General features: G+C 31.2%; 17 protein-coding genes. 2 read left to right on the plus strand and 15 right to left on the minus strand.

The annotated features are described in order from the left end of the window. Nucleotides 1–84: 84 nt before the first annotated feature. Nucleotides 85–1,317: an RtcB family protein gene (locus ACODH8_RS00060; protein ID WP_332464828.1), complete on the minus strand. Its 1,233-nt coding sequence runs from the start codon at nucleotides 1,315–1,317 to the stop codon at nucleotides 85–87. A gap of 510 nt (nucleotides 1,318–1,827) precedes the next feature. Here ACODH8_RS00060 and ACODH8_RS00065 point away from each other — a divergent pair. Next, entirely contained in the window at nucleotides 1,828–3,378 is a 1,551-nt protein-coding gene (locus tag ACODH8_RS00065) for an ABC-F family ATP-binding cassette domain-containing protein (RefSeq protein ID WP_332464829.1), read from the plus strand. A gap of 317 nt (nucleotides 3,379–3,695) precedes the next feature. Here the strand turns inward: ACODH8_RS00065 and ACODH8_RS00070 are convergent, their stop codons facing one another. Then, a complete protein-coding gene (locus ACODH8_RS00070) occupies nucleotides 3,696–4,847 on the minus strand; it encodes an aminotransferase class I/II-fold pyridoxal phosphate-dependent enzyme (protein ID WP_332464830.1) in 1,152 nt (383 codons plus the stop codon). Further along, a complete protein-coding gene (locus tag ACODH8_RS00075) occupies nucleotides 4,844–5,347 on the minus strand; it encodes an Lrp/AsnC family transcriptional regulator (RefSeq protein WP_332464831.1) in 504 nt (167 codons plus the stop codon). The genes ACODH8_RS00070 and ACODH8_RS00075 overlap by 4 nt, the downstream gene beginning before the upstream one ends. A 165-nt stretch (nucleotides 5,348–5,512) precedes the next feature. Between ACODH8_RS00075 and ACODH8_RS00080 the strand changes: the two genes are divergently transcribed. Then, nucleotides 5,513–6,883 (plus strand): PLP-dependent aminotransferase family protein, encoded by a 1,371-nt coding sequence (locus ACODH8_RS00080; protein WP_332464832.1) that lies wholly within the window; start codon nucleotides 5,513–5,515, stop codon nucleotides 6,881–6,883. A gap of 3 nt (nucleotides 6,884–6,886) precedes the next feature. Here ACODH8_RS00080 and ACODH8_RS00085 read toward each other — a convergent pair whose 3' ends face one another. From ACODH8_RS00085 to ACODH8_RS00140, 12 genes are all read right to left on the minus strand, one after another. Continuing rightward, nucleotides 6,887–9,667, minus strand: coding sequence for a DUF4062 domain-containing protein (locus tag ACODH8_RS00085; RefSeq protein ID WP_332464833.1), 2,781 nt, complete (start codon nucleotides 9,665–9,667; stop codon nucleotides 6,887–6,889). A gap of 129 nt (nucleotides 9,668–9,796) precedes the next feature. Beyond that, nucleotides 9,797–10,144, minus strand: a complete 348-nt coding sequence (rplS, locus tag ACODH8_RS00090; RefSeq protein WP_086342970.1) for a 50S ribosomal protein L19 — start codon at nucleotides 10,142–10,144, stop codon at nucleotides 9,797–9,799. A 126-nt stretch (nucleotides 10,145–10,270) separates the two neighbouring features. Then, a complete protein-coding gene (trmD, locus tag ACODH8_RS00095) occupies nucleotides 10,271–11,011 on the minus strand; it encodes a tRNA (guanosine(37)-N1)-methyltransferase TrmD (RefSeq protein WP_332464834.1) in 741 nt (246 codons plus the stop codon). Next, complete coding sequence (gene rimM / locus ACODH8_RS00100) at nucleotides 11,011–11,532, minus strand: ribosome maturation factor RimM (RefSeq protein WP_332464835.1); 522 nt, start codon at nucleotides 11,530–11,532, stop codon at nucleotides 11,011–11,013. The genes trmD and rimM overlap by 1 nt, the downstream gene beginning before the upstream one ends. A gap of 76 nt (nucleotides 11,533–11,608) precedes the next feature. Next, nucleotides 11,609–12,442: an energy-coupling factor transporter transmembrane component T gene (locus ACODH8_RS00105; protein ID WP_332464836.1), complete on the minus strand. Its 834-nt coding sequence runs from the start codon at nucleotides 12,440–12,442 to the stop codon at nucleotides 11,609–11,611. Then, a complete protein-coding gene (locus ACODH8_RS00110) occupies nucleotides 12,439–14,145 on the minus strand; it encodes an ABC transporter ATP-binding protein (RefSeq protein WP_332464837.1) in 1,707 nt (568 codons plus the stop codon). Before ACODH8_RS00110 ends, ACODH8_RS00105 begins: the two co-directional genes overlap by 4 nt. 56 nt (nucleotides 14,146–14,201) lie before the next feature. Then, on the minus strand, nucleotides 14,202–14,753 hold the full coding sequence (locus ACODH8_RS00115) for an ECF-type riboflavin transporter substrate-binding protein (RefSeq protein WP_332464838.1): 552 nt from the start codon (nucleotides 14,751–14,753) through the stop codon (nucleotides 14,202–14,204). Nucleotides 14,754–14,765: 12 nt separating this feature from the next. Further along, on the minus strand, nucleotides 14,766–15,623 hold the full coding sequence (locus tag ACODH8_RS00120; protein ID WP_332464839.1) for an S-adenosyl-l-methionine hydroxide adenosyltransferase family protein: 858 nt from the start codon (nucleotides 15,621–15,623) through the stop codon (nucleotides 14,766–14,768). Nucleotides 15,624–15,736: 113 nt separating this feature from the next. After that, a complete protein-coding gene (locus ACODH8_RS00125) occupies nucleotides 15,737–16,189 on the minus strand; it encodes a hypothetical protein (RefSeq protein ID WP_332464840.1) in 453 nt (150 codons plus the stop codon). A gap of 105 nt (nucleotides 16,190–16,294) precedes the next feature. Next, a complete protein-coding gene (locus ACODH8_RS00130; RefSeq protein WP_332464841.1) occupies nucleotides 16,295–16,549 on the minus strand; it encodes a KH domain-containing protein in 255 nt (84 codons plus the stop codon). Nucleotides 16,550–16,562: 13 nt separating this feature from the next. Further along, entirely contained in the window at nucleotides 16,563–16,838 is a 276-nt protein-coding gene (rpsP, locus tag ACODH8_RS00135; protein ID WP_332464842.1) for a 30S ribosomal protein S16, read from the minus strand. A gap of 87 nt (nucleotides 16,839–16,925) precedes the next feature. Continuing rightward, on the minus strand, nucleotides 16,926–17,807 hold the full coding sequence (locus ACODH8_RS00140) for an ABC transporter ATP-binding protein (protein WP_332464843.1): 882 nt from the start codon (nucleotides 17,805–17,807) through the stop codon (nucleotides 16,926–16,928). Nucleotides 17,808–17,821 lie beyond the last annotated feature (14 nt).

Raw genomic sequence — 17,821 nt, forward strand, 5'->3', positions numbered from 1 at the left:
TTAATAATGAACTCATTCTAGCTACCAATGGATTAAAAGTCAATCAATTGCTACAAAAAACTATAATAATCCTACCTTTTAAAATCAACCTTTAATCACGGCAACTGTTTTTAATTTTTTAATTGGTAGCACTAAATCTTGTTGATTTGCCATCACTTCATCAATGTTTTTATAGGCAAATCGACTTTCCTCTGCCACATCATTTTTCTTTTGTTTACCAAGAACAACCTCTTGATTTCTTAAATCTAATATAACAGATTCTACTGAAATCTCTTCTTTTGCTCTTTTTCTAGAATAAACTCGGCCTGCTCCATGAGAAGAAGAATGAAAGCTTTCTTCATTTCCTAAACCAGACACAATGTAACTATATGAACCCATAGCACCAGGAATAATTCCCAACTCACCATCTCTAGCTCTCGTAGCTCCTTTTCTGTGAACCCAGACTTTTTCGCCGTAATGTTTTTCCAAAGCTGCATAATTATGGTGGCAATTTACTTTCAAACTGTAAGTTACTTCTTTACCCAAATGCTTGTTTACTTGTTTTGAGAAAACTTCCATACTTTTTGTTAGCATGGTTTCTCTATTTTCATAAGCAAAATCTAAAGCTATTGTCATCCATTTAATATAGGCTTGTCCTTCTGTTGAATTAACTGGTAAAAAAGGGAGTGGATTATTCTCTGGAACCGCACTATACCATTTCTGATTTAGCTCTTTAGCTAAGCCATTAAAATATTGGCAAATTTTAGCACCTAAATGACGACTTCCAGAATGAATCATAATGCCTATTTTTCCTTGCTCATCTTGTTGAAATTCAATAAAGTGATTTCCTCCACCAAGCGTTCCCACTTGATAATATGCTTTTTCTAAAATATCATCTGCTTCTGGCAGAGTACTATCATATAACCCTTCTTCTAAAAACTTATCTATTACCACTGACTTTTGTTTGGTTTTGTGTAGAGAATGCCCCACTGGTACATCTCGCATAATTTGATTAACAATTAATTTGAAAAAGGATTGATTGTCATGAGTTATCGTACTAAGTTCTTCATATGAAATATCCGTCTGGATGTAACACATCCCACAACCAATATCTTGTCCTACTGCATAAGGGACAATCGCTTCTTTTGATGCCATCACACCACCGATTGGCATACCATATCCATAGTGACAATCCGGCATTAGTGAAATCCATTTATAAACAAAAGGTAAATTAGTTAACACACGCGCTTGCTCTAATACATTGTTTTCCAGTTCCTCTTTTTTTAACCAAACCTTAATTGGGACTTGTTGTTGCTCTTTATCAAATATTGTAAACACTTTTTAGACTCCTCTCATATTTAATCTATACTTTCTTTATTATACCTACAAAAAATGAAAAAGCTAAAATTTAAAAAAGATGATTTTCTTAATGAGATGATATATTGCCTTTTCAATCCGCTTTTTATCTACAACTTAATAAAAGTTAATATATCTATATTTTACGGCTTTACATATTAATAAGTTTTTATTTGAGAATAATGATTTTATATGTTAACATGAGTCTAATTTAATGAAAGTCGGTGTAAATTATGTATCCATTATTCATTTCGAGTATTAGCTCCCTACAACTTAATTTGATGAAGTGTTGTATGGAGCTTATAAAATAAAAGGTATTCTAATAAAAAAGCCTTTTATTATTTCATCAGCAAATTTTGAGTAAAAAAACTAACTTGATACGTTTTTTTACCCTGTTATTTGCTGACGGATACATAAGATAAAAGCCTATGAACATTTCTGTTCATAGGCTTTTTTGTGTTTCTTTCAGCATAACATATAGGAGGAATTAATATGGAATTAGTTAATATACAAAATTTAAGTTATAGATTTGATGAGAATTTACTATATGGAAATAGTTCATTCAAAATAATGAGTGATGACCACATGGCTATTACCGGCTTGAATGGTTCTGGTAAAAGTACGTTGTTAAAACTATTAATCGGAAAATTAATACCTGATACAGGTGACATAATAATCCATCCAAACACTACTATTGGATATATTGATCAATACATCAGTATCGATAATGATATCTGTATAATCAATTATCTCAAAAGCTCTTTTTTAAATTTATATCAAATGGAAAAAGAAATGATTTCTTTATACGATGATTACAGTAATACTTTCAATGATTTGACATTAAAACAAGCATCAATTCTTCAAGAAAAACTAGACTTAGAGGAGTTCTACTCAATAGAAAACAAAATTGAGTACACTTTAATCGGATTAGGTTTAGATAAAATCCCTCTTAATACTAAATTTAAAGATTTAAGCTTAAGTCAAAAAATGAAAACTTTATTGGCCAAAATACTTTTAGAAAACCCGTCAATTTTAATACTGGATGAACCAACAAATTATTTAGACTCAGATAATATGGAGTGGTTAACTACCTATTTACAAAATTATAAACGTGCATTTGTAGTTGTTTCTCATGATAATTCATTTATAGAAAAAATAGCTTCCTGCATCTGTGATATTTCTTCACAAGAAATAAAAAAATATCACACTGGATATAATCAATTTTTGAAATTAAAATATATTCACGATAAAACTCAGTTGAAAGAATATCAAAATCAACAAAAACATATCAAAGAAACCCAGGATTTTATTAATAAAAATATTGCAGGAATTAAAACAAAGATGGCACAAGGTAGGAGAAAACAATTGGAAAAAATGAATAAATTATCCAAACCAGAATCTAACACACCTCCAATCATTCATTTTAAATCAAGGTTCGGAAATTTAAAATCTATTTTATCACTTGAAAATGTTTCTATCGGGTATAATGAACCTCTCATACAGAATATACATTTAAATTTAGGAGAAAAAAACAAAATTGTTATTTATGGAAACGAATTATCAGGAAAAACAGCACTTTTAAAGTCAATATTAGGTGACATACCTGTTATTCAGGGAACAATCAAGAGACATCCTGAAGAGTCTATTGGATACTTTACCCAAGATTTATTTTGGGAGAATCCAAGTAACTCCTCAATCGATTATCTAGCAAATTTGCATAGCGAACTTTCTTATGAGGATATTCGTCAAGCTTTATCTAGATGTGGTATAGATAAAACATTAGCTGAAAGGCCAATTTTTTCATTAAGTGGTGGTGAACAATCAAAACTTAAGATTTGTAATCTAACACTAAAATCATTCAACTTATTAATTTTTGATGAGCCAACAAAATACCTTGACAAGCAGAGTATTTCTTCCCTCAAAAAAGCGATAAGATCATTCCAAGGAACCGTAATCGTTGTTAGTTCTGACCAACAGTTTAGAAAAGATATCGCCGATGTCACTTTAAAAATTGTAAATAGAAAGTTAGTCAAACCAATTTAATTATGAGACACCTAAAAGACACTACATTCTTTTAGGTGTTTTTTTCAAAATTATTACGTGATTATATTCCATTACTCAATTATTTTGATTCTACCTTCTCCCTTTAGAATCGTTGATATTTTAAAAGATTCTGTTTAAATTAAAATACTACATAAAGTTATCATACAACCTTCATACTACTCTCCAGCTTTCAAAATTTAATAAAAAAGAACCCTTAATTTTTTAAGGATTCTTCATCTATTAATAATGGATTATTAGCGACAGATTTTTCAATTCCCACTTTTAATCTTTTAGGTTTAAGCATCACTTCTACTCCTTTATTCTGTTAAGAAAGCTTCCAATCTATCTAAGGCTTTTTCTAAATCGTTAATTGAATAAGCGTAAGAACAACGAATATAACCTTCTCCACTAGCGCCAAAAGCACTCCCTGGCACAACTGCTAATCGATTTTTCATTAGTAATTCTTCACAAAAATATTCTGAGTTTTTTCCAGTTTTTTTAATAGATGGAAAGACGTAAAAGGCTCCTTCTGGTTTTTGACAAGGTAAACCTAATTCGTTTAGTGATTTCACTAGATAGTCACGACGTTGTTGGTACTTCTCTTTCATAAATTCTACATACGATAGTGTATTTTTTAAAGCCTCAATAGCTGCATATTGAGCAATCGTTGGGGCACTCATCATCGTATATTGTTGAATTTTTAACATAACTTCTAAAAATTCAGGTGGGGCGCATACATACCCAAGTCGCCATCCTGTCATAGAAAAACCTTTAGAAAATCCTGAAATAACAATGCTCCTGTTTTTCATGTTATCTAGGCTTGCTAAAGAAACAAAGTCTCCTTCATAAACAAGTTCAGAATATATTTCATCTAGAATAGCTACTAAATCATGTTTTTCAATTAAATTAGCTAAAGCTTGTAATTCGTGTTTGTTCAATGTGACACCTGTTGGATTATTAGGTGAACAGATCAAAATGCCTTTTGTTTTCTCCGTTATGTTAGCTTCAATTGCTTTTAAATCGATTCTTAAATTGTCAGGATTGACTGACACCGTAACAGCTTTGCCTCCTGCTAATTCAATTAAGGGTTTGTAAGCCACGTAGGTTGGTTCAATAATGATTATTTCATCACCAAAGTTTACAATGCTTCTTAAAGCGATATCCAGCGCATGACTAGATCCAGCTGTGATAATCATTTCTGACTCTGCTGAATAACGTACTTGATTTTTTTCAGCTAAATAATCAGATAATAACTCTCTTAATTCCAGTAAACCAGCATTTGGTGTGTAAGAGGTTGCTCCCACTCTAAGTTTCATAATCGCTTCATCTCTCACACTTTGGGCTGTTTTAAAATCTGGCTCACCAACACCAAGAGACACCACATCTTCCATTTCATTAGCTAATGAAAAAAAACGTCTAATTCCTGAAGATTCTATATTTTTTGCTATGTCAGATAACTGGTCTCTCATAGAGTCACCTTCACCAAACGTTGATCTTTATCACCGTCGTTTAACACGTTACCATCATGTTTGTATTTTTTCATGATGAAGTTAGTTGCTGTTTCTTGAATTGATTCTAAGCTTGCTAATTGTCCAGAAACAAATTTAGAAATATCATTCATCGATTTACCTTTAACAACAAGAGATAAATCGTAGGCTCCTGAAATTAAATAAACTGAGTCTACCTCTTCATATTCACTTATTCGATAAGCTAACTCATCAAATCCTAAACCATTTTTAGGTGTTACTTTTAAATCAATACGCGCCATTACACGCTCTTCTCCACTGATTTTGTCCCAATCAATGGTAAAACTACCTTTAAATAATATTTTCTTTTCAATCAAGCCATTCATCATTTCCATAATCGTTTCAACTGATTTATTTGTAATTTTTGAAATAGCTTCCACCGAGATACCATAATTTGATTCTAATAAGTTTAAAATTTCTAATTCTAAAGTTGTTAATTTCATCTATTTCTTCCTCTCGTTATTTATCCGAAAATAGGTACAGTTTTAATCTGTAACCTTCAAAAAAAACATATCCACTGTACAGATAAGATGATAATAGCTATAATATGACTAATTGTAAATTGCATTTTTCACCATCTGTACCCATACAAGAAAGAGAGAATAACAATGTTATATAAAAAAATTGCTGAACACATTAAACATGATATTTCAAATCAAACACTTCAGTCTGGAGATAAACTACCGTCAATTAGAACTCTTTCAACTGATTTTGATTGCAGTAAAAACACAATTATTAAAGCTCTCTCTGAACTTGAACAAGAGCATCTAATTTACGCTTTACCTAAACAAGGCTATTTTGTTGCTATCGCGCAGGAACAAACAACTGAAAGACCTTTAGTATTTGATTTTCTTTCTGCCGAACCTAATCCAGATTCTTTTAATATTAAAAATTTATTGTCTTGTAGCGAACAAATTATCGGAAATCTTGAGTACTCTTTACTTCCTTACGGTCCTCAATTAGGCCTTGAAAAATTAAGAACTGAGTTAGTCAATTATTTACAAAGTAATCAGGTATTTACAAAAAAAGAAAATATCGTTATCACTACTGGGTCTCAACAAGCAATTGATATTCTTTTTAATATGCCATTTCCAAATAAAAAAGAAAAAATTTTGTTAGAACAACCCACTTATTCTGGTGCCTTAACCTCTGCTAATCTATCTAAGGAAAAAGTAATCGGTATCTCAATGAATAAAGGTGAGCTTGATTTGAATCAACTTGAGTATATTTTCAAAAACAACGATATCAAACTTTTTTACACGATCCCAAGATTTCATAATCCGATGGGGACCTCTTACTCTACCCAGACTAAGAAGAAAATCGTTGAGTTAGCTCACAAATACGATGTTTTTATTTTGGAAGATGATTATCTAGGAGAGCTTGATTTAGATTCAAAAGCTGACCCTTTATTTGCTTATGACACGTCTGATAAAATCATCTATTTGAAGAGTTTTTCAAAGATTTTTTTACCTGGATTAAGAATTGGAGCTGTTTGCTTACCTAACTCTCTTAGACAAACCTTTTTATCCTATAAATTCGCTAGAGACATTGCAACACCTATCTTTTCTCAAGAAATACTAGCAACTTTCATAACAAATGGCATGTTTTATAATCATGTTAAACAACTGAAAGAATATTATGCGAAAAAAATGACCTATACACTAATATGCTGTCACGATTTACTACCTAAGGAAATCAAATTCACTACACCTAAATCAGGATTTTATTTTGTTATTGAATTACCTGATTACATTTCAGCAACTGATTTAAAAACCACTTTAAAATTAAAAAACGTCCTCGTTGAGGACGTTTCAAATATGTATCTGTCACATGAATCACCTAAAGAGATGATTCGATTATGTATCGCTAAAATTGATGAAAAAGACATTTATGATGGAACAACCATTATCGCAACCGAAATTAATGCATTAACTAATCAGAAGAAATCAGTCTTTAAAAATTGGGAGTTTTATATTTAGAATTTATTTATCCAATACAAGACTTCTCACAAAATAATAATTATCTTGAGAGAGTGAATTTTTAATACCTTCAAATTTTTTTCTATAATCTGAATTATTCATAATTATACTTGCAATTGTCGCTCTAACATTTTGATTATTATCTTGAGATAAGGTTAGAATTCTTTGATAATACATAGCTTCATTTTTAAAGTCTATAGAATGGAGTAAGAATAAAATTTCAGCACTATTTCCTCTTAACCTATCACTCTCTTCTTCAATAAAATTAAACGCAATAAATTTAATCAATAAAAGAAGATTATTATTAACTTCAACTTTATTCATTGTGTAGCAATGTAAAATTATTTTCATAAATCTAGTAGCGTGTATTTTTTCTAAATAAGTTTTACTATTTAAAGTTAAAAGAAAACTACACTCTTCAGTATTATTTAAGAAACAATATAACATTTCAAGATTAACTAAATACGAATAGTAGCTGGTCTCTAATGTTGGAGCATCAAACGTTCGATTTTTTACTTGTTTTAAATTTTCTGAATTAATTAAAACTTTAGTTCTCTGAAGTATATAGTTATACTTCTCTTCGTTTTTTTCGTTCATAAGTAAAAAGAATAACGAATCTAAAGCCTCATCTTTTGAATTTATTTGTATTGAAGAGGCTTTCAATAATTCTTCAATACAATTTATAACCATTTCAAGATCTTTTATACCTAATGATTCATTAACATCAATTACAGTTGTAATCAAATCTTCAAAAAGATTCCCCCCATAACCGAATACTCCAGGGCTACTTTGCTGGTTATCAATACTCCTGTTTATTTTTTTTATACTTTCAGTTATCCAAATCAAATTATTTTTCTTTTGAACTAAATCGTGAGAACGCAAAAAGTTTATTTCATAAAATTCTTTAGAATATTCAATTAGAAATTTCTCAATAATTTCAGCAGAACCTTCTACTTTTAAAGAAAAATCTAATAAAAAATTATTGATAAATTCTTTGTTACTCCCATAACCATTTTCAAAAGATTGTTTAATTTTTTCTAAAAATGAATGAATAAAATCTAAATCAAAATAATTGCTGTTCACAAAAAGTATTTTTTGATAAATTTCTATAAAGGATTCATAAAATCTTGTTGATTTTTTCTCTAAAGCACAATCAAATGCTATAGTAATTTTTTCGCCATTTTTATATCTGCTTACATTATTTTTTATTCCTTTTAAAATACTTTCAACTTTGAACGTTTGAGTTTTTTCAGTTGATAACTCTCGAATCAATAAATCGATATTTTCTTCAAATAACTCTTCAAATCTTTGATCGTCCATAAACTTACCCAAATCACTAAATAACCTTGCTCTTAACAACTCTCTCCAATCTTTGTGATTTTCTTGCAATAAATCAAAATAACTATAAATTTTTTCAAAACTACAAGATTTCAACAAGTTACTTTGCTCAGTAATTATTTTTGAAAAAACATCCAATTTTCCAGATATAATCGAAAAATCTAAGGCTAATTCCCCATAGTAATAGTATCCTGTTTGAAAATAGTAATGTAAAAATATTTCAGATAGGTCATTAAACACCATTTCAACATGAACAATTGAGCAATAACTCATAGCTGTAATAAATTGTTTAGAAATAAAATTTGTTAAAACATATTCTAATGAATTTCCGTAAGTAACACTAAATTCTGATTTCAATTTATCCTTATTTTTTTCCTTTAGAATTGTTTGAAATGAATTTTCTCTGTATCTATCAACCATTGGATAATATAAAGGATACTTGTTATCCGTTATCATCTTCTGAACCCCTTCAAGTTGATAAAAGATATTTAATGGCATATTATTCTTACTCTCTAAATGACGCAAATCAATCAATATATCTTTTTTATACCATGAAGGTATAGAGGTTTCTTTCAAGTCTTCGTGTAAATTCAGCAGAATCTCATATGCGCTTTCATATTCTCCCTCATGATATGCGCAAAAAGCTTTTGACCTTTTTTCTAAATAAGGTCGAAACTGTTCCTCGAACAAGTCTCCTCTAACCAACTGCTTCCAATTTAAATCCAATACTCTTTTTTTATTATTTTTATATAAAAAATAATCTGTGTAAAGTAAATCATACTGATTCCATTGTGTGTTATCTTCATCTGTAATACTTGATTTTCTATTTTTAGAAAGTTCACTAAAAATTCGTTCAACTTTGCCATAACTATTTTTATCTAAAAACAAGTTGTCATTCACTAATTTTTCTAGTTTATTTAAATTTTCTTCTGTACTAGCTGCCATCTTTTCCATTACAACTCTATTGTTGGTCATCGCGTAATTCTCTAAAACTTCGCATATCACAGATTCAACAGCTAAATCTACAATTTCTGATAATTTATCTGTAGATTTATATCGTACACCATCTGGTCCTTGCAACTCTTTTTGAATGCTTGTTACTTTACCATTTTCATATATAATATACAGTCGTGGTTTTTTGGTTTCTTTTGCTCTATTATGCTCTTTCATTACAGCATCTGTTACCATACCATCTCTACTATCTATTAAGAATAAAATTATATCACTTCTATCAATTTTATTTAGATAGCTATCTGAAGAGGTAGATGAAGATGCCATTGCCTCTTCAAATATATATACATTAAACAATCCAGTATTTTCTAAGATCGATTTAATTGCTCTTCTAATAATATTATATTGATTAATTTCATCTAAATTTGAATCTAAATTACTACACCTTGAACTTACAAAAATTTGTAATTGACTATCCTTACTATTAATTTTCATTATTTTCACCTGTTATCGTTAGTATTTCTAAATCTATTATATTAGAGTATTCCCATCTAATCAATTTGATAATGCACAAAAAAGCCCCCTTGATTTCTCAAGGGGGCTTCACCTATTAATAACGAATTATTAACGACGGATTTCTTTAATTCTTGCTTTTTTACCTTGTAATGCGCGTAAGTAGTAAAGTTTAGCACGACGTACTTTACCAAAGCGTAATACTTCGATTTGAGCAACACGTGGTGTATGGATTGGGAAAGTTCTTTCTACTCCAACTCCACCAGAGATTTTACGTACTGTATAAGTTTCGCTGATTCCAGCTCCACGGCGTTTGATTACAACACCTTCAAATAACTGGATACGTTCACGAGTACCCTCTACAACTTTAGCGTGAACACGTACTGTGTCACCAGGTCTGAAAGCTGGGATGTCAGAACGTAATTGTTCGTTTGTGATTGATTCGATTAATGGATTCATTAATATTCTCCTTATTTCCAAAACACTCATATGATTCTTCATAGCGGAGTATCGTAATAGTTAAGTGATTTCTCACTCACTGAATTATAGTAACATATAACAAATCAGGTGTAAAGTTCTTTTTCTTTACAATCCTTCTTCTTTTTTCACTTCATCTAATAAAGCGATCATCTCGTCTGTCATATCAAGCTTTTCTAACATATCAGGTCGTCTGATCAACGTTCTTCTTAAAGACTCTTTTAATTGCCATTCTTCAATTAACTTGTGGTTACCATTGGTTAAAACATGTGGTACTTCCATGCCTTCATAATTAGCAGGACGTGTGTATTGAGGATGTTCTAAAAGCCCTGTTGAATGTGAGTCACCAATAGCTGATTCGTCATTTCCTAAAACTTCTGGTAATAATCTAACAGTTGCATCAATCATCGTCATAGCGCCTAATTCGCCACCTGTTAGTACGTAATCACCTAATGAGACTTCATCGGTTACAAGACTACGAATACGCTCGTCGTACCCTTCATAATGACCACAAATAAAGACTAAATGTTCTTCTTTAGAAAACTCTTCTGCCATTGTTTGATTAAAAGGTTTACCAGCTGGGTCTAATAAAATAACTCGTTGTTTACTATGAGATACTTCTTCTTGAATCGCTTTTAAACCGTCATGAATCGGTTGCACTTTTAAAAGCATTCCCGCTCCACCACCGTAAGGATAATCATCAACTTGTTTATGCTTATTAGTTGAAAAGTCTCTAAAATTACTTACTTTAACTTCTAATAACCCTTTATCAATTGCCTTACCTAAAATCGACTCAGTTAAAGGACCTTCAAACATTCTTGGGAAAAGTGTTAATACATCAATTCTCATTAGTCTAACAACCCTTCAGGAATTTCAACATCTACTCGATTACCTGCTACATCAACTGATTTAACTACTGATTCAATATAAGGAATTAAAATATCTTTAGCTCCTTTTTTATTTTGGCCAATTACCCAAACGTCATTTGCGCCAGGAGATAGAATTTCTTTAATAGTTCCTAATAACTCTCCCTCTTCGTCATATACTTCTAATCCCACGATTTCATGGTAATAAAAAGCATTTTCTTCTAACTCACCAATAACATCTTTTGAGATTTTCAAGATACCATCACGGTACTTTTCAACATCATTGATATTAGGATGATTTTCAAAGCTTACAATATCAAAGTTTTTATGTTTACGATGACTTTTAATAATTAATGATAAGGGTTGTTTATTTTCTTGGAATAAAAATAATTCATTTCCTACTTTGTAACGTTCTTCAGAGAAGTCCGTTTTTGAAATGACACGTACCTCACCACGAATCCCCTGTGTATTAACAATTTTTCCTACATTTAAAAAATCTGTCACTTGTCTATTCCTCTTTTCATCTAAAATATCTTAATCATTGTATCACTGAACCTTTTAACTGTCATTTAAAATCCCATTAAAGAAAAGGATTATAGAAGCGACTTCCGTTCAAATAAATTAAAGCAAAACTTACGATGACAATAACAATCGACAACAGAATGACTAAAAAATCACTGGCTGTAAATGGTTTACTTGAATACCACGTTCTTTTTTTATTTTTGCCAAATCGTCTTAATTCCATCGCTGTACTAATTACTTCAATTCTCTCTAAACTTGATAAAATCAAAGGGAAAACAATTTGCATCGCCCCTTTTACTCGCTTAGGAAGTGATGCTTTTTTACTCATTTCAAAACCTCGTGCTTGTTGAGAAGCTGAAATATCGTAATAAGCTACTTGAATATCTGGGATATAACGAATGGCTAAAGCCACTGAATAAGATACTTTATAGCTCACTCCTATTTTATTCAAACTTGAAGCAAACTCACTTGGATTAGTCGTTAATAAAAACAATAGGACGAAAGGAATCGAACTAATATATTTTAATAGTAGATTAAACTCATAAAACAGTTGTTCCTGAGTTAAGTTAAAACGACCGAATCCTTCCCATATAATATGTTCACTTCCGTAAATAACTGTGCCATATTGAGGAGAGAATAAGTAGACTGCTACTAAATTCAATACCGAAAAAACAGATATAAATTTAACGATAAAAGAGATATCCGACCATTTAATGCCTGATACCTTAAAGAGAATAATAGAAAACAAACTTGTCCCAATTAAAAATCGTGTATCATAAGTTGTCATACAAGCAACTGAAACCAAGATTAGAGTTAATAGTTTTGTTGTCCCACTTAAACGATGAATAAATGTTTCACCAGGGATATACCCAATCATTTGATGTTGACTCACTGGACTCTAACCTCCTTTTCAAATGCTGTAAATTTTCTAACAAAAGCCTTTGGTTCAGCTAAATTTAAGTGTTTACCAAAAGTAAAAAGACTCGTTTCTTTTAGTGATGACTCTTGTACTAATTCTTCATTCGTTAATAAAGCAGATGGTGTTGTATCAGCTTTTAATTTACCCTCACCTAAAACTAAACAACGATCTGTATACTCTAACATCAGATGCATATCATGAGTAATCATAATAACTGTGACACCGGTTTGATTAATTGTTTCTAAAAAGTTCATGATTTCTGTATAGTGTTTATAATCTTGTCCAGCAGTTGGTTCATCCAAGATAATAACTTCTGGTTCAAGAACAAGAATTGCCGCAATGGTTACTCGTTTTTTCTGACCATAACTTAGAGCAGAAATTGGCCAATTTCTAAATGGATATAGACCACATACTTTTAACACATCATCTGTTTTTTGAGTAATCGTTTCTGCATCATAACCTCTCAATTCAAGACCTAACGCGACTTCTTCTCTAATCATTTTTTTTGAAATCATTTGATTCGGGTTTTGCATCACGTAGCCAATTTTATCTGCCCGTTCTTTTATCGAAAAATCAGAAAAATCTTTTTCTTTCCATTTCATAGTGCCTTCAGCTTTAACAAATCCACAAATAGCTTTAGCTAATGTTGATTTACCTGCACCGTTTTTCCCAACTAAACTAATCATTTCACCTTTAAAAATAGTCAAACTAACATGATCCAATACTTTTTTAGAAGATTGACCATAGCTAAAATTAATATTTTCAATAGATAATAAAGCTTCTTTCTTTTCAACTAACTCAGTCTCTTGATGAGCCGTTACCCACTCTTCAACAAATGGTTTTACTGTGGTTACATCAATTTGTGAGATACTATCTAAACGTTCCACTTCATCTAAAGGCACATTCGCATATTTCATACTTGTTAAGTAAAGAGGTTCTCTTATGCCATACGTTTGAAGTAAATCAGTTCTTAACAAAGCGTCTGGTGTTTGGTCAGCAACAATTTCTCCTTCTTCAAATAACAAGATACGATCAATATCAATACATAAGACATCCTCTAAGCGATGTTCAATGATAATAATCGTACAATTTGTTTTTTGATGAATCGCGTCGATTAACTTCATCGCTTCAAGTCCAGCATGAGGATCAAGATTTGCTAAAGGTTCATCAAATAATAAAATAGGTGATTCATCTACTAACACACCTGCCATTGAAACCCGTTGTTTTTGCCCTCCTGATAAATCTTGAGGTTTATGGGATTCAAAACCAACTAAATCAACTTCCTGTAGCCAATGATTGACTTTTTCATGCATCTCTTTAGTTGCTACTTGATCATTTTCTAAAGAAAAAGCAATATCTTCTCCAACCGTTAAACCAATGAATTGACCATCTGTATCCTGTAATACAGTACTAACGTGAAATGACATGTCAAATAAGCTTGTCTTAGAAATTGATTGTCCGTTAACTAACACCTCACCTGACAACTTCCCCTTATAAATAGATGGAATTAACCCATTTAAACAATTCCCAAAAGTTGATTTACCACTGCCACTTGATCCGGCTACTAAAACTTTTTCACCTTTTTTGATAGTAACGTTAATATCTTTTAACGTTGGGCTAGATTGACTATCATATTGAAACGAGGCATCTTTAAATGAAATAATATCTTCTGCCATAATTTGACTCCTTTAATCGAAAGAAAACCGAATAAAATTATCCGGTTTTCATGTATTTAATCTTTTGATAAACTGCCTTTTTTCGTTCTTGAAGCAGCATAAGCAATCATTAACAATGTTCCTACAACTCCAGTTGCAACACTGTTGTTGATTATACTAATAACACCTTGAATATACACTTTATTCGCAGGCTCTGCGTAAATTATAACATCTAATGTCGGTGCAACCAATCCCCAAATGACACCATTTGCAATCACTTGGAAAATATTAAAATAAATAATGTCTTTTTTAGTGAAAATGCCTTCTTCTAGTTTAAATTTCTTCCCAACAAACCCGAAAGCTAAACCAATTAAACCTGAACAAACAATCCATGTCCACCAAGCCATTCCATACATAGTGAAATCTTTTATCGTGTGTCCGATAAACCCAATTAAAGCAGCTGGTATCGGTCCAAATAAAGCTCCCATTAAAGCTAAAAAGCCATAAGCTACTTGAATTTCAGTATTAGGAAATCCTGATGGTATAGCAATAAATCTAAATAATATAACAAAAACTGCTGCCCCAATACCTATAGCAACAATGTCTTTAATTGATAAATCCTTTTTCATTTTACTCTCCCCTTAATCAAATATAATTCTTGGTGCTTTTCTTATTTCAATTTTCCAATCGTCACCTGTTCCAATATTATATAAATCTGAAAAGGAATCTTGGTTAACGGCTACACCAAGATTGACTAAAGAATTGACATAAACAAGCGGCTCTCCTATATTAACATCTGCAAAGGACTTTGCAAACTTCATAATATTTTGATACACTTTTTTATTTTGATGAAAAATAGTTACTTGTAAATGATTACCATGACTCACATCAAGCTCTTTCATAAATGTTGACGGAATACTTGTCCATAATGAACCAAAACGAACATCGAGAACATCTATACTCCCTTTCATGATACTTCCTTCTAATGTGGAATCAGTTATCTCTAAGGCTTCAATACTAGAAGCATCTATTACATGGCCTAACTCTTCAAATGTAATTTCTTTAGAAGCTAAACGTGCTCCATTATAGGCATAGATATCACGTCCATGAAAGGTATGACTTTCTTCTGAGTGAGGTAAACGTGATTTAACTTCATCAATCAATCTCACTTCCTCTAATCCATCGTAATGAGCAATATGCGTTAGAGAACCATTGTCTGGTGTAATGATGTAATGTCCGGATTTTGTCTTAGCGACAACACTTTTTCTTTCACTACCTACTCCAGGATCGACTACTGATACAAAAACCGTGCCAACAGGCCAATATTTAACGGTTTGATACAAACGATAAGAAGCAACCCAAATATCATAAGGCGGAATATCATGTGTTAAATTTTCAATTGTGATATCAGGATTAACTGTATAAGCTACCCCATACATGGCACTAACAGCCCCATCAACTAAGCCAAAATCTGTCTGTAATACTAAATAATTCCCCATTGTACAACTCCTTTTCATTTTTATATTTCCGAACATTTTAATCATTCTATAATAAATCATTCGGATAATCAAGCTTAAAAATAAATATAAAAAAACGACTTAAAAAAGTCGTTTTAATTTAAAGGTTTAATACTTTTAATAGCACTTCCTGAAATTTGTGGCGGAATTGAATGGGTCATAGCTGCTGGAGTATCAATTGTAAATTCAATTTCATCTCCAACTTCTAAATCTTCTGGTTTAAAGCCATCTAAAGACTCTAAATCAACCATTAACATAACACCACTTGCATTAAACATATCAATTAACTTGTCTGGATCTTCAACAGCTTCAACTTTATCAAACATTAGAGGAACAACTTTTTCATCTAAAATTGGAAGCTCTGAAATAGTTCCTTTAAATGTTGCTGTTTCTCCTTGCGTTTCACTAGATGTTATCGAAGCTTCTGTTTCAACTGTTTTAGATGATTCTATCGTTGAATCCTTTGTGTTATCTTTATCTTTGTTTCCACAAGCTGTTAAAGCTAGACTAAATAACACAACGCCAGTAATCAATAACCTTTTCTTCATAACATTCACCTAATTTCTTTTTATTATAATTCAATTCTAAACGAATTTAAGTAATACGTAAATGAAAACTAAAGTAATTTAATAAAAAAACACATAGCCCTAAGACTATGTGTTTTGATTCCCATCTAATATGTTTAAGCGAACCTTTTTAGGCTCATTAGTTCGTACACTATAAACAATAGTGCGAATAGATTTTGCTACTCTACCTTGTTTACCAATAATACGTCCAATATCTTCCGGGGCAACTGTTAAGTTGTATTCCATATATTGATCGCCTTCAGCAACCTCTAAATGGACATTTTCAGGTTGACTAACTAACGGACGGACAATGGTTAAAACCAAATCTTTAACATCAGTCATTCAATGTCCCACCTTACTTTTTAGTGTATTTAGCTTCGTGATGTTTTTGCATAATTCCTTCACGAGATAAAAGGTTACGAACTGTATCAGAAGGTTGTGCACCTTTAGATAACCATCCTAAGATTTCTTCTTCTTTTACTGTAACTTGAGCAGGGTTAGTTAATGGGTTGTATGTTCCCACAACTTCGATATAACGTCCATCACGTGGTGAACGAGAATCTGCTACTACCATTCTGTAAAAAGGTTTCTTTTTAGAACCCATGCGTTTTAAACGAATTTTAACTGCCATTTATTGGCACCTCCAGATATATTTCTTAATCACAAGAGATATCATAACAGTTTTTTTAAAGGTTGTAAAGTGTTTTTTCTTTACAGCTTAAAATTTTAATTGATAACTATCTGATAAACTTAAATGGCCTACTGAAAACTCAAGTATATCAGCCTCTACTAACTGATTTAGTACTTCTATTAAATGTTCTTTTTCAGCTACTCGAACAACTAATCCTTGATCATTTAAAGAAACAATATAGTGATTAGGGAATACGGATTGAGCTTCCTCTACTGTAATCCCTGTCAATCTCACATAGGTTGATTCATCTGCGTAACCTTCATTTTTATCTAAAAATAATTCAAGCTCTCCACCAAATAAAAAGAAAATCCGATTTGAATATTTTTCTAAATTTTCAAGTAAATGTGAGGCAATGACGATTATTTTTCCTTCGTCTCTTTTTTTAGTAATCACTTTCGAAATTAATTCCACATTATTAGGATCTAGTCCGTTCATTACTTCATCCATTAACATGATACGTGTATCACTTACCATTTGCATCGCAAAACATAAACGTTGTTTCATCCCTAAAGAATAGTTCGACACTTTTTTCTTTACATAATGCCCCATTTCTAATTGCTTAACGACTGCATCAATAGATAAATCTTTTCGTTTATACATATCTTGAAACATCTTCAAATGATCATACCCTGATAAATGAGGATATAAATCATTTTGGTCAGGCATCATCGAAATATTTTGATAAATAATACTATTTTCTTTAGGCCCTTTATATCTTTTAGTATGATCAATAACCACTTCACCCGAGTTCGGTTTTAAATAATTCATCATCACATTTAATAAGGTACTCTTACCAGTTCCATTTGGAGCTACTAGCCCAATTACTTCACCAGATTCAAACGTCATACTTAAGTTTTTTAAAACATGATGCTCGCCAAAATTGACATTTATATTTTTTAATTCAATCATAGAACTTCCCCTTT

Source organism: Vagococcus fluvialis (assembly GCF_048815235.1).
Lineage (GTDB): Bacteria > Bacillota > Bacilli > Lactobacillales > Vagococcaceae > Vagococcus.